The organism is Mesorhizobium sp. M0678 (assembly GCF_040320505.1).
Classification (GTDB): Bacteria; Pseudomonadota; Alphaproteobacteria; order Rhizobiales; family Rhizobiaceae; genus Mesorhizobium.
Genome location: NZ_JAMYPT010000011.1, coordinates 1 through 13022 on the forward strand (window position 1 = coordinate 1; position 13022 = coordinate 13022).

Annotated in this window: 13 protein-coding genes; 8 read left to right on the forward strand and 5 right to left on the reverse strand. The window is 62.7% G+C overall.

Annotated elements, in window-relative coordinates:
• Positions 1-276: 276 nt before the first annotated feature.
• The gene (locus tag NKI29_RS20025) at positions 277-840 is read right to left on the reverse strand and encodes a TetR/AcrR family transcriptional regulator (protein ID WP_023674676.1); all 564 of its coding nucleotides are present in this window, start codon (positions 838-840) and stop codon (positions 277-279) included.
• A gap of 110 nt (positions 841-950) precedes the next feature.
• Between NKI29_RS20025 and NKI29_RS20030 the strand changes: the two genes are divergently transcribed.
• Positions 951-1739, forward strand: coding sequence for an SDR family NAD(P)-dependent oxidoreductase (locus NKI29_RS20030; protein ID WP_352797053.1), 789 nt, complete (start codon positions 951-953; stop codon positions 1737-1739).
• Positions 1740-1797: 58 nt separating this feature from the next.
• Positions 1798-2892, forward strand: a complete 1095-nt coding sequence (locus NKI29_RS20035; RefSeq protein ID WP_352797055.1) for an alkene reductase — start codon at positions 1798-1800, stop codon at positions 2890-2892.
• 221 nt (positions 2893-3113) lie between these two features.
• On the opposite strand, the gene tyrS is transcribed toward NKI29_RS20035, so the two are convergent.
• Both tyrS and NKI29_RS20045 read right to left on the reverse strand, forming a co-directional pair.
• A complete protein-coding gene (tyrS, locus tag NKI29_RS20040; protein WP_352797058.1) occupies positions 3114-4367 on the reverse strand; it encodes a tyrosine--tRNA ligase in 1254 nt (417 codons plus the stop codon).
• A 285-nt stretch (positions 4368-4652) separates the two neighbouring features.
• Positions 4653-5957, reverse strand: coding sequence for an IS4 family transposase (locus NKI29_RS20045; RefSeq protein WP_352684283.1), 1305 nt, complete (start codon positions 5955-5957; stop codon positions 4653-4655).
• A 326-nt stretch (positions 5958-6283) separates the two neighbouring features.
• Here NKI29_RS20045 and NKI29_RS20050 point away from each other — a divergent pair, with 326 nt between their 5' ends.
• Entirely contained in the window at positions 6284-7012 is a 729-nt protein-coding gene (locus tag NKI29_RS20050) for a glycosyltransferase family 2 protein (protein ID WP_352681536.1), read from the forward strand.
• Positions 7005-7337, forward strand: coding sequence for a lipid-A-disaccharide synthase N-terminal domain-containing protein (locus tag NKI29_RS20055; protein WP_023674681.1), 333 nt, complete (start codon positions 7005-7007; stop codon positions 7335-7337). Before NKI29_RS20050 ends, NKI29_RS20055 begins: the two co-directional genes overlap by 8 nt.
• 41 nt (positions 7338-7378) lie before the next feature.
• On the opposite strand, the gene NKI29_RS20060 is transcribed toward NKI29_RS20055, so the two are convergent.
• Together NKI29_RS20060 and NKI29_RS20065 are read right to left on the reverse strand one after the other, a co-directional pair.
• Positions 7379-8029, reverse strand: coding sequence for an FMN-binding negative transcriptional regulator (locus NKI29_RS20060; protein ID WP_352797061.1), 651 nt, complete (start codon positions 8027-8029; stop codon positions 7379-7381).
• Positions 8030-8035: 6 nt separating this feature from the next.
• The gene (locus tag NKI29_RS20065) at positions 8036-8710 is read right to left on the reverse strand and encodes an alpha/beta hydrolase (RefSeq protein WP_023674683.1); all 675 of its coding nucleotides are present in this window, start codon (positions 8708-8710) and stop codon (positions 8036-8038) included.
• Positions 8711-8966: 256 nt separating this feature from the next.
• On the opposite strand from NKI29_RS20065, the gene NKI29_RS20070 reads away from it, so the two are divergent.
• The 4 genes from NKI29_RS20070 (at position 8967) to sufC (ending at position 13012) form a co-directional block, all read left to right on the forward strand.
• Positions 8967-10145 carry a cysteine desulfurase family protein gene (locus tag NKI29_RS20070; protein ID WP_352458430.1) on the forward strand — a complete coding sequence of 393 codons (1179 nt, stop codon included), beginning with the start codon at positions 8967-8969 and terminating at the stop codon, positions 10143-10145.
• A 188-nt stretch (positions 10146-10333) separates the two neighbouring features.
• Complete coding sequence (gene sufB / locus NKI29_RS20075; RefSeq protein WP_352797064.1) at positions 10334-11851, forward strand: Fe-S cluster assembly protein SufB; 1518 nt, start codon at positions 10334-10336, stop codon at positions 11849-11851.
• Entirely contained in the window at positions 11848-12264 is a 417-nt protein-coding gene (locus NKI29_RS20080) for a hypothetical protein (protein WP_352570847.1), read from the forward strand. Before sufB ends, NKI29_RS20080 begins: the two co-directional genes overlap by 4 nt.
• Positions 12257-13012 (forward strand): Fe-S cluster assembly ATPase SufC, encoded by a 756-nt coding sequence (sufC, locus tag NKI29_RS20085; RefSeq protein WP_352458427.1) that lies wholly within the window; start codon positions 12257-12259, stop codon positions 13010-13012. Before NKI29_RS20080 ends, sufC begins: the two co-directional genes overlap by 8 nt.
• The last annotated feature ends 10 nt before the right edge of the window (positions 13013-13022 follow it).

The window sequence follows — 13022 nt, forward strand, 5'->3', positions numbered from 1 at the left end:
CCGTCATGTGTCCGCCGCTCCGCTAAACACGGGGGCTGCGCGGCGGACACGCCGACGTCACCGCAATGCCACGCCATTTTGCAGAACTTGACGCACACAACTCAGTTTAGCGGAAATTGGGCGACAGCATGGTTGCCTCAACAGGGAAGTTCGAAACCCTCTTGGTCCGCGAATCCCGCTGATTGCACGCTGCGGTGCGATATTCTGCAAGATAGCCACCCAACCAACGCCGATAGCCGCATTGCTCTCGACAAGAGCACTCCTGCCGCAGACCACCTAGCTGGCAGACACTTGGCTGATCCCGGCATCGACCCAGGCACGCGTCTGCTCAAGCACTTCATCCGAGAGCGCGGGATCGTCGATCGCCCGGGCGAGGATTACTGCCCCCACCATCGCTGCCCAGCTTCCGATCGCCGCGCGGCGTCTGTCTGCCGGATCCAACTCCGGGAGCGCCTTGCCGATACGGTCGATCTGCGATCGTAGGCCTTCCGTCATGGCCGAGCGTGCAGCCGGGGTCTGATGGCGGATGGCTGCGGCAAGGCCCGCTGTCGGGCAACCGCCGGCGCAGTTGTCGCGATGCCGGGGCGAAAGATAGGAACCTACATAAGCGCGAAGATCGCCCCCTCCGCCTGAGTCCGCGGCGAGGACGTGGGCAAGGGTCTGCGCGATCAGGTCGTCCTTCGAACTGAAATGACCATAGAAGCCGCCATGGGTGAGCCCGGCGGCCTTCATCACTTCCGCCACGCTGACCGCGTCGAACCCCTTCTCGCGAAACAGCCGGCTGGCCGCATCCAATATCCGGTGACGGTTCTCCGCCATCTGCTCTCGACTGACCTTCATTTCAAAATTCTCCGTCGGCCCCGTTGACATTTACATGATGCCCATCATATTTAGCCGCAATCATGATGATCGTCATGAATATAGGTTCCATCAGAGAAAAGAGCAATGCCATGACCACCATTCCATCAGTCCTCATAACCGGCGCCTCCACGGGCATCGGAGCTTCCTATGCCGAACGGTTCGCCCGCCGCGGACACGACCTCGTGCTGGTTGCCCGTGACGTGGCACGAATGGAGGCACTGGGAGCCCGGCTCCGTCAGGAAACTGGCGTTGCGATCGACATCATCCAGGCTGATCTTACGCAGCCTGCCGAGCTTGCAACGGTAGAGACGAGGCTGCGCGATGACGCCCGCATCGGGATTCTAGTCAACAATGCCGGAACAGCCATCGGCGGAAGCTTCATCGAGCAGAGTACCGATGACGTCGCACGGCTGGTTGCGCTCAACACGACCGCTCTTCTGCGGCTTGCCAGCGCCATGGCCCCGCGTCTTGCGAAAGCTGGCGAAGGGTCGATCGTCAACATCGGCTCCGTGGTCGGCCTGGCGCCGGAGTTCGGCATGACGGTCTACGGCGCAACCAAAGCCTTCGTGCTGTTTCTGTCGCAGGGGCTCAGCCTCGAGCTTGAGCCGAAGGGCGTCTACGTCCAGGCCGTGCTGCCCGCCACGACGCGTACGGAGATCTGGGACCACGTCGGCGCCGACATCAACACGCTTTCCAACGTGATGGAGGTGGACGATCTGGTTGATGCGGCGCTGGTCGGCTTCGACCGCCGCGAACCGGTGACCATCCCGCCGCTTCCCGATGCCGGGCAGTGGGACGCGCTTCAGGCCGCGCGCCAGGCCATGCTTCCGAACTATCGGAACGAACATCCCGCCGAGCGGTACCGCAAGGTCGCCTGAGCACCAACGAATCCATTTGATAACGACCTCGTCGCGGCGGGGACAAACAAGGTGGCCTATGACCAACAAAGCACTTTTTGAGCCTTATTCTCTCGGCTCGCTGACGCTCTCCAATCGTATCGTCATGGCGCCCCTCACGCGCAATCGCGCTGGCCCGGGCTTCGTTCCGGGCGATCTTGCCGCCGAGTATTACGGCCAGCGGGCCTCCGCCGGCCTGCTGATCTCCGAGGCCACGCAGATCTCGCGGCAGGGACAAGGTTACCAGGACACGCCCGGCATCTATTCTCAGGCTCAGATCGACGGCTGGCGAAAGGTCACGACCGCGGTGCACGCCAAGGACGGGCGGATTTTCCTGCAGCTCTGGCACGTCGGCCGCGTCTCGCACGTCGATCTGCAGGAGAACGGCGCCGCGCCCGTCGCGCCCTCGGCAATCCGGGCCGCAACGAAGACGTTCGTGAACAACGGCTTTGTCGAGGTTTCGGCGCCTCGCGCGCTGGCGCTCGACGAGCTTGCGGGGATCGTCAACGATTTCCGGCAAGCAGCCGCGAACGCCATTGAGGCCGGCTTCGATGGCGTCGAGATTCATGGCGCCAACGGCTATCTGCTGGACCAGTTCGCCAAGGATGGTGCCAATGTCCGCGCGGATGCTTATGGCGGATCGGTCGAGAACCGCGCCCGGCTGATGCTGGAGGTTGCGACTGCGGTGGTCGAGGAGATCGGCGCAGAGCGCACCGGCATCCGGATTTCGCCCGTCTCGCCCGCCAACGGCGTCTCGAGCAGCGCCCCCCAGGCGCAGTTCGACTATATCGTCGATCAACTCGATGCTTTGGGCATCGTCTATATCCATGTCGTCGAGGGCGCCACGGGCGGATCGCGCGATGTCGCGCCGTTCGACTTCGGATCGCTCCGCCGGCGCTTCAACAATACCTATATCGCCAATAACGGCTACGACCTCGAACTCGCGGCGTCGCGGCTCGCCGAGGGCAAGGCGGATCTGTTCGCCTTCGGGCGCCCGTTCATCGCCAATCCCGACCTTGTGGAACGGCTGAAGACGCGCACGCCGCTGACGGAGTTCAACTCGGCGACGCTCTATGGCGGCGGTTCCGCTGGCTATACGGACTATCCCGCGATCGCCGCCTCAAGCCGCCCATGAGCTATCGGAGGGCGGCGCCTGCGAGTCAGCCATCCCACGTGACAGCAGCGCCTCAGGGCATCTCTCTGGCGCTGTGCTCGTTCCGATCGATGAGACGAATGGCATCTCGGCCATTCTCGGGAGCTAGCTGATTAACCTCGGCGGTGATTCCGAACCGAAGGTCAGCGCCGCAAGATGAAACCGGTTTCGGAAAAGATCTAACAGGAAGTGCCGGGCCCTGGTCAGACCGGCCGCACTAGAACGTGTTTCTTCTTGCCGAGCGACAGTTTCGCGACGTTTTCCGGGCCAAGGTCCTGCAGCGTCACCATCCTGCGATCGTCGGCCACGAGCTGGTCGTTGAGGCGCACGGCGCCGCCCTGGATATGCCGCCGTGCCTCGCCGTTGGACCCAGCCAGCCCGGCAGTGACGAACAGCGACAATATGCCGACGCCGGCTTCAAGATCGGCCCTGCCCACCTCGACGGTTGGCAGTGTTTCGGCCAGCGCCCCTTCTTCGAACGTCTTACGCGCCGTTTCGCTGGCCTCCTCCGCCGCCTCGCGGCCATGCAGCATGGCGGTGATCTCGGTGGCGAGAATCTTCTTGGCTTCGTTGATCTCCGAGCCGCTGAGCCGTTCGAGGCGTGCGACCTCGGCGAGCGGCAAGGTCGTGTAGAGCTTCAGGAAACGGCCGACATCGGCGTCCTCGGTGTTGCGCCAGTATTGCCAGAACTCGTACGGGCTCAGCATCTCCGCATCGAGCCAGACCGCGCCCGATGCCGACTTGCCCATCTTGGCGCCGGACGAGGTGGTGAGCAGCGGCGTCGTCAGCGCATAGAGCTTCGCGCCTTCCATGCGATGGCCGAGATCGATGCCGTTGACGATGTTGCCCCACTGGTCGGAGCCGCCCATCTGCAGCCGGCAGCCGAGGCGCTTGTAGAGCTCGACGAAATCGTAGGCCTGCAGGATCATGTAGTTGAATTCGAGGAACGACAGCGACTGCTCGCGATCCAGCCGGAGCTTGACCGAATCAAAGGCCAGCATGCGGTTGACCGAAAAATGCCGGCCGACATCGCGCAGGAAATTGACGTAGTTGATGTCCATCAGCCAGTCGGCATTGTTGATCATGACGGCGTCGTTGGGGCCGCCGCCAAATTTGAGGTAGGGCGTGAAGTTGCGGCGGATGCCGGCGAGATTGTCCTCGATGTCCTGCGGCGTCAAAAGCTTGCGCGCCTCGTCCTTGAACGACGGATCGCCGATCATCGAGGTGCCGCCGCCCATCAGCGCGATCGGCCGGTGGCCGGTCTGCTGCAGCCAGTAAAGCATCATGATCTGGATCAGCGACCCGGCATGCAGGCTCCTGGCGGTGGCGTCGAAGCCGATATAGGCGCTCACCGTTTCCGTGGCGAAAAGCTGGTCGAGGCCGGCATCGTCCGAGGTCTGGTGGATGAAACCGCGCTCGCTCATCGTGCGCAGGAAATCGGATTTGAAGGCGGACATTTTCTTTCCCGAAAAGCTTCCGGCCGAACGCGGCTCGGCTATGCATGAAGGCGGGCGTTTAGCACTCAAGCGCGATCAGCAAAAGTGGAATCCGGTTTTGCGACACCCTCTTGCCTTCTCCCCTTGTGGGAGAAGGTGGATTGGCGCGCAGCGCCAAGACGGTTGAGGGGTGTTGGACTGAGTGCCGTCGTTGCCAAGCTGGAACAGCCCTCATCCGACCGCGCTTCGCGCGGCCACCTTCTCCCACAAGGGGCTAGCGTGCGCACACATCTGATTTGGCGGGGATTAGTTTGGATTTGCAAGAGCGAAGCCCTCGGCGATGGCGTGGAAGCGTTTTAGCCCATTGGAGAAGGTGACGGGGCCTGGCGGCCGCTCCTTTGCGTAGCCGTTCCATCCGCCGAGCCGGGCGATGCACCAGGCGGTCCAGGCGAGCGTGTGTTGCGGATGCGGGTTGTTCTGCTTTTGGGTTTTGCCTTCGAGTCTGGCAATCAGCGCCTCCAGCACGGTGATCTCGGCGGGGCTGAAGAGGCGAGCGGCCTTGAAGGTGCGGCCGGCGGCATCGCGCCCGTGCACGAGTTGCATGACCCTGACGGCGACGATCAGCGCGGTCGCGGCCAGCCGTTCGAGTGCCTCACCATCGGCAAGCAGGCTTTCCTCCAGATCGATGGCCTGCGACTTCACGGTTCGGAACAGCTGTTCGACGGTCCAGCGCAACCGGTAGAGATCGACCATGCGGCAAGCGTCGGCGAGCGTTTTGACCGTGTGAGTGGTCAACAGTCGCCAGATCACCGCCTCCTTGGGCGAAGGCGGATCGATCTCGCGCACTTCGACGATGTTGAGCGTGATCTCGCGCGGATCGCGGCGGTCGGCACCAAGGTGCGGCTGGCGCAAGGCGACCTCGGCGAAGCGGACGGCCAGTTGCACCTTGCGCGTCAGTCGGCCGGGACGCGCCTGCAGCTCGAAGGCGATCCGGCCGGCTTCCGGCGTTTTGGCGATCTCGCCGAACAGACGGCCGCCCTGCTCACCCAGAGCCCGGTCGCGCACGGCGCGGATGAGCACATGCGTGCGCTCGTCAGGCAGCCTTGCCAGTACTTCGTAGATGTCGGCCTCGCGGTCGCCGATCACGGTAGCCAGCGGCGTGTCGGTCAGCGCCTGGCGGGCCGCCTTGGCGGTGGCGATCCATTTGTAGCTTTCCTTGGCTTCGATCGGCAGGGCTTGGTAGTCGTGCGCCTTCTGCCCCCGGCGCCGCCAGATCGTGGCAGCCGCAAGCCCCAGCACGGAACCGTCGGCGGCATCCACGGCCAGCGCCGGGTGGACGAACAGCCCGACATCCTTGCCGTTGCCGACACGCCCGAGGCCGCGCTTGCGCGAGGCCTTGGCCTCATAGTTGATCTCGCTGCTGTCCTCGATGATCAGCACATGGCGGCCGGCCGCCGCCTCGCCCGTTCGCGCCGCTGCCGTGCGCACGATCTCCTGCACCGTCACCTGGGGATTGCGAAACAGCCGCGTGAACGCAACTTGTTCCGCGCGCGTATCGGCCAGCCTGCGCAGGCCCACGCTGACGCGCGTGCACATGCGATCCAGCACCATGCTCCCCTTTTTTGCAGGCGCAGGTCGCCGAAGTATCCAAGTAGCGGTGCCACCGTCGAAACCTCCCGAATCAACAATGGCAGCTACAGAATCACACATGATTCCAATCCCGCAAGCCAAACCTGCTACCCGACCAAAACTCCCTTGACACCTCTCCGAAGCAGATGTGTGCGCACGCTAGCCCACAAGGGGAGAAGGGAGAACCCCAAGCGTGCGGCCTGCTTGCGTCATTGTTTCGGCTGGCGTAATGAGGCGCCGCGCCAGCGGGGCTCTTCCTCTGGACCGCGCGGCATCGATCGAATGCCATATCCTGTGACAGAGTCGAGATGCCGGAGATATCCATCGTCATTCCTTGCCGGAACGAGGCGGCGAACCTGCCGCTTCTGCTCGACGAGATCGCCGCCGCCATGGCCGGGCGCGACTTCGAGGTCATCGTCGTCGACGATGGCTCGACCGACGACACGCCTTCGGTGCTTGCCGCACAAGCAGCGCTTCGCCGGTTTCCGCTGCGCCATCTCAGGCATCAGAAATCCGCCGGCCAGTCGCTCTCGGTGCGTTCGGGCGCCTGGGCGGCGCGCGGCGATATCGTCGCCACCATCGACGGCGACGGCCAGAACGACCCCGGTTATATCCCAGTGTTGATAGACGCGCTGCGGCAGGCTGGTCCCGATGTCGGGGCCGCGCAGGGACAGCGTCTGAAGCGCCGCGACAGCAAGATCAAGCAGCTGGCGTCGCGTTTCGCCAACGGGCTGAGAAAGGCCATCCTGCACGACGAGACGCGGGATACCGGCTGCGGCCTCAAGGCGATCCATACCGACATTTTGAGGAAATTGCCGTTCTTCGACGGCACCCACCGCTTTGTTCCGGCGCTGGTCATCCAGGAGGGCTACCGAGTCGTCCATTGCGACGTCGTCGACCGCTCCCGCCGTCACGGCAAATCGAATTACGGCATCTTCGATCGCGGCCTGCAGGGCGTGCTCGACCTTGCCGGCGTCTGGTGGCTGCGCCGCAGGCGCCGCAGAATGCCTAAAGTAGAGGAAATCAGGCATGGGTAACGTGCTTCAGGAATTGGCGACCTGGCTTCACGATGTTTTCGTCAAGCAATTCGATGCCTGGGTTCTGCTTGGCTTCGTCGCCCAGTTCTTCTTCACCATGCGCTTTCTGGTGCAGTGGGTGGCGTCGGAAAAGGCCAAGCGCAGCGTCGTGCCGATCGCCTTCTGGTTCTTTTCGCTGTTCGGCGGCGGCCTGCTGCTGATCTACGCCATCCAGCGTCAGGATCCGGTGTTCATCGCCGGCCAGGCCATGGGCCTGTTGATCTATATCCGCAATCTCTGGCTGATCGCCAACGAGCGCAAGGCGGCGATGACGAAGGTCGATTGAGCCCTCGACCGGCCTGAAACCGGTCGAGCAAGCAATCCAGATTACTTGCCGTCCAGCCCGCCATAGGACCTTACCAGCCCGACCATGTCGGCCGAGTTGGCAGTCTCGCTCTCGAGCCCCTCGGCGACACCGACGCGGTCGGCGGCCGGGCGGTTCTGGCTGACTTTCCATTTGCCGCTGATTTCGGTGATTTCGATCTCCAGGCCGACGATGCCTTTGATCTGTGACTGGATGAAGGGTGCCGGCGCGTCGGTCACCGCCCACGGCGCCGAGCGGATGCCCTCCTGCGACATCGTCAGATCGGAAATCTGCTCGGCCAGCCAATCCTGGTCTTCGATCACCGTGACGCTGCCGCGCACCTGGACGATGGCGTAGTTCCAGGTCGGTACCACCTTGCCGGTTTCACGCTTGGTCTCGTACCAGGACGGCGTCACATAGGCATCGGCGCCCTGGAAGACGACCAGTACCGGCGCCAGGGGATTGTCGGCCAAAAGCCGCCATTGCGGATTGGCTTTGGCCAAATGGGCGCGGAGCCTGCCGTTCGGTGGCACATCCGCGTCTAGAAGAAAGGGAATCGCGTTGGCGACCGGCCCCTCGACGCCGTTCGACACCAGCAAGCCAAGCGGATGCGCCCGGATCAGCCCGTGCAGGACGTCCGGCCGTGTTTCCTGGAAGTGAGGCGGTTGGTACATCGCCGATTATCTCAGCCGCTTCGGCCGTGGGTCGGACAATTCCCCGGCCAGCCGGCGATCGAGGTAGTCCGCGCATTCCTCGATCAGAAGCTCAGCATGGTTGGCAAAGAAATGGTTGGCGCCGGGCAAGGTCTTCTGGGTGATGGTAATGCCCTTTTGCGTGTGCAGCTTGTCGACCAGGCCCTGTACGTCCTTGGGCGGCGCGACTTTGTCGGCGTCGCCGTGGATGATCAGGCCGGACGACGGGCATGGCGCCAGGAACGAGAAATCATAGGTATTGGGCTGCGGCGCGACCGAGATGAAGCCCTCGATCTCCGGCCGGCGCATCAGAAGCTGCATGCCGATCCACGAGCCGAACGAATAGCCGGCAACCCAGCAGCTCTTGGAATCCGGATGCAGCGACTGCACCCAGTCGAGCGCCGCGGCGGCGTCGGACAATTCGCCGGTGCCGTGGTCGAACTCGCCCTGGCTGCGGCCGATGCCGCGGAAATTGAAGCGCAGCGTGGTGAAATTGCGCTTCTGGAACATGTAGAAGAGGTCGTAGACGATCTTGTTGTTCATCGTCCCGCCGAACTGGGGGTGCGGGTGCAGGACGATGGCAATCGGCGCGCTCTTTTCCTTCGAGGGCTGATAGCGACCCTCCAGACGGCCGGCCGGACCGGTGAAAATGACCTCAGGCATGAAATACTCCACTTGGTATAAATTTGCGCGGCGCCCGGAACAACTCTTCCTCTGGCCCCAGTCTTCCCTAGGCCTTGACGCAGGGCGAGCGTCTTTCTAGAAGCTAGTTTAGAATTGTTCAAAACTGGGCGGCCAAAAATTGTGGCTCGGGCACCCGCGCCGCAAGCCGCGTAAATAGGACGTCTTGCCTTGCAATTTCAAGGAAATAACGCGCTATCTTCGCGGAACGGCTTTTGAAGGGACCAGTTGGACGGAAATGGCCGGAGCACGCGCCTATCTCGACTACAACGCCAGCGTGCCGCTGCTTGCCTCGGCGCGCGCGGCCGTGGTCGCTGCGCTCGACGTCGCCGCCAACCCGTCCTCGGTCCATGCCGAGGGCCGCGCTGCACGGCGGCTGATCGAGGATGCCAGGCGCGACGTGGCGCGACTGGTCAGCGCCAAAGCCGAGCATGTCGTATTCACCTCCGGCGCGACGGAAGCGGCCTCGACGCTGCTGACGCCGGACTGGCAGATGGGGCGCGGTGCTGTCCGTATGAGCCGGCTCTATGTGTCCGAGGCCGATCATCCGTGCCTGCTGAACGGCGGGCGCTTCCCAGCGGCGCAGGTGACACGGATCGGCGTCGACGCCGACGGCGTCGTCAGGCTCGACGTTTTGGCCGAGGCTCTCGTCCAGCATGACAAGGTCGAAGGCTTGCCGCTGGTGGCCATCCACGCTGCCAACAATGAAACCGGCGTGATCCAGCCGGTCGGCCGCATTGCCGAAATCGTCAAGGCGGCGGGTGGCATCCTGGTTGTCGATGCCGTGCAGGCGGCCGGCCGCATTCCGCTCGATATGTCAGCGGGTTACGCAGATTATCTGATTCTCTCGTCGCACAAGATCGGCGGCTCAAAGGGCGTCGGCGCCATTGTCGCGGCGTCGGACCTGATGATGCCGAAGCCGCTGGTCAGCGGCGGTGGCCAGGAAAAAGGCCATCGCGGCGGCACCGAAAACCTGGCGGCGATTGCCGGGTTTGGCGCGGCGGCGCGCGAGGCGTCTGCCGGCTTGCAAACGATCGAAACGGTGCGGCAGCGTCGCGACGAAATCGAGGCGATCGTGAAAACGCTTGTTCCGGACGCCGAAATCTTCGGGATCGGCGCGCCAAGGCTTGCCAATACGACATTCTTCGCTATTGCCGGCATCAAGGCCGAGACGGCGCAGATTGCCTTCGACCTGGCCGGTGTGGCGCTGTCGGCTGGATCGGCCTGTTCGTCGGGCAAAGTAGGGCCGAGTCACGTGCTGAAAGCCATGGGTTATGGTGACGGCCTCGGCGCGTTGCGCGTGTCCGTCGGCCACGCGACCAGCGCTGAAGATATCGAGCTGTTCCGTTCGGCGCTGGCGACGATCGTCGCGCGCCAAGCCGGTAAGGAAAAGGCAAGCAGGGAACGAGCCGCCTGAGCGCGGCAGACGAAATGTAGGGCCTTGCGGCCTGGTAGAGCCGTGCGTTCGCATTTGGCCGGGTGAATTTCCGGCATGAACGCACTATATGAAACTTACGCCGCCTCCGGTGCCTGATGGGCGCTCGTTTGCGGTGCCATAGTTTGAAAACTGCCGGGCCTTGACCCCGGCGTGGATGGAGAACGCTGATGCCTGCTGTGCAGGAGACGATCGATCGAGTTCGAAAGATCGATGTCGACCAGTATAAATACGGATTCCAGACCGAAATCGCGATGGACAAGGCCCCCAAGGGCCTGAGCGAAGACATTATCCGCTTCATTTCGGCGAAGAAGGACGAGCCGTCCTGGATGCTGGAATGGCGCCTGGAAGCCTATCGCCGCTGGCTGACGCTGGACGAGCCGAAATGGGCGCGCGTCCACTATCCCAAAATCGATTTCCAGGACCTCCACTATTACGCCGCGCCCAAGAGCACGCCCGGGCCGACTTCGCTCAGCGAGGTCGATCCCGAACTGCTGAAGGTCTATGAGAAGCTCGGCATTCCGCTCAGGGAACAGGAAATCCTCGCCGGCGTGCAGAAGACCGATGCGTCGGAGCTCGAGGAAGCCAGCGACAACGTCTACAAGTCGGGCCGCGTCGCCGTCGATGCGGTGTTCGATTCCGTCTCTGTCGTCACCACTTTCAAGAAGGAACTGGCGCAGGCCGGCGTCATCTTCTGCTCGATCTCGGAAGCCATCCGCGAGCATCCGGAACTGGTGAAGAAATATCTCGGTTCTGTCGTGCCGACCTCCGACAATTTCTACGCAACGCTGAATTCGGCCGTGTTCACCGACGGTTCGTTCGTCTTCGTGCCCAAGGGCGTGCGCTGCCCGATGGAACTGTCGACCTATTTCCGCATGAACGAGAAGAACACCGGCCAGTTCGAGCGCACGCTGATCATCGCCGAGGAGGGGGCTTACGTCTCCTATCTCGAAGGCTGCACGGCGCCGCAGCGCGACGAGAATCAGCTTCATGCCGCGGTGGTCGAGCTGATCGCGCTCGACGATGCCGAGATCAAATATTCGACGGTGCAGAACTGGTATCCCGGCGACGCCGAAGGCAAGGGCGGCATCTACAATTTCGTCACCAAGCGCGGCGACTGCCGCGGCCATCGCTCGAAGATTTCGTGGACGCAGGTCGAGACCGGTTCGGCCATCACCTGGAAATATCCGAGCTGCATCCTGCGCGGCGACGATTCCAGCGGCGAGTTCTATTCGATTGCCGTGTCGAACGGTTATCAGCAGGTCGACAGCGGCACCAAGATGATCCATCTCGGCAGGAACACGTCGAGCCGCATCATCTCCAAGGGCATTGCCGCCGGCTTCTCGCAGAACACCTATCGCGGCCAGGTCTCGGCGCACTGCAAGGCGACCAACGCCCGCAACTTCACCAATTGCGATTCCCTGCTGATCGGCGATCAGTGCGGCGCACACACCGTGCCCTACATGGAAGCCAAGAATTCGACCGCGCAGTTCGAGCACGAGGCCACCACCTCGAAGATTTCCGAGGACCAGAAGTTCTATGTCATGCAGCGCGGCATTCCGGAAGAAGAGGCGATCGCGCTGATCGTCAACGGCTTCGTCAAGGACGTCATCCAGCAACTGCCGATGGAGTTCGCGGTCGAGGCGCAGAAACTGATCGGGATCAGCCTCGAGGGGAGCGTTGGGTGAGTGACGATGAGGCAGAGGACGGTCCGCCGTTGGTCGCACGCGTTCACCAGTTTGACAGGCATTCTGGTGAGCTACCCGACAACTATCGGGCCGACCTCGATGAGCAGATTTGCGGAGAATTGGCAACGTCGCTCGGGAACTACCTTCGAAGCTTTGCTGCCGAAAGGAAAGTTGGCGTCAGGATCGAAGTCGAAGCCAACCGAATTAGCGCTGGGCGCGAAGACGGCACGGAGTTGATGATCACCGTCTACGGCCCTGAGATTTTTGAAATCACCAGGTGGCCGAATCCCGCCGACGCCGTCGAGGACGGAAGTATGCGATTTGACTTGGCACCTGAACTTGAAAGCGACGTCGCCGTTGCCCTAGCTCGGCGATATGTAGTTAACGGAACGATAGAGCAAGAGAATGCTTGAAATCAGAAACCTCCATGCCCGTATCGTCGACGACGGCACCGAGATCATTCGCGGCCTGAATCTTTCGGTGAAGGCCGGTGAGGTCGCCGCCATCATGGGGCCGAACGGCTCGGGAAAATCGACGCTGTCCTATATCCTTGCCGGGCGCGAGGATTATGAGGTCACCGAGGGCGATATCCTCTACAACGGCCAGTCGATCCTCGAAATGGATCCGGCCGAGCGCGCCACCGCCGGCATCTTTCTCGCCTTCCAGTATCCGATGGAGATACCGGGCGTGGCGACGATGGAATTCCTGAAAGTGGCGATGAACGAGCAGCGCAAGGCGCGCGGCCAGGAACCGCTGAAGATCCCGGAATTTCTCAAGCGCGTGAAGGAAGCGGCGGCCTCGCTCAACATGGACATGGCGATGCTGAAGCGGCCGCTCAATGTCGGCTTCTCCGGCGGCGAGAAGAAGCGTGCCGAGATCCTGCAGATGAAGCTGCTCGAGCCAAAGCTCTGCGTGCTCGACGAGACCGATTCCGGTCTCGATATCGACGCGCTGAAGATCGTCGCGGACGGCGTCAACACGCTGCGCTCGCCGGACCGGGCCATCGTCGTCATCACCCATTACCAGCGCCTGCTCCAATACATCGTGCCGGATACGGTGCACGTGCTCTACAGGGGTCAGGTGATCAAGTCGGGCGACAAGTCGCTGGCGCTCGACCTCGAGGCCAATGGCTATGCCGGCGTGATCGGGCAAGCCGCGTGAGATGCCAGCA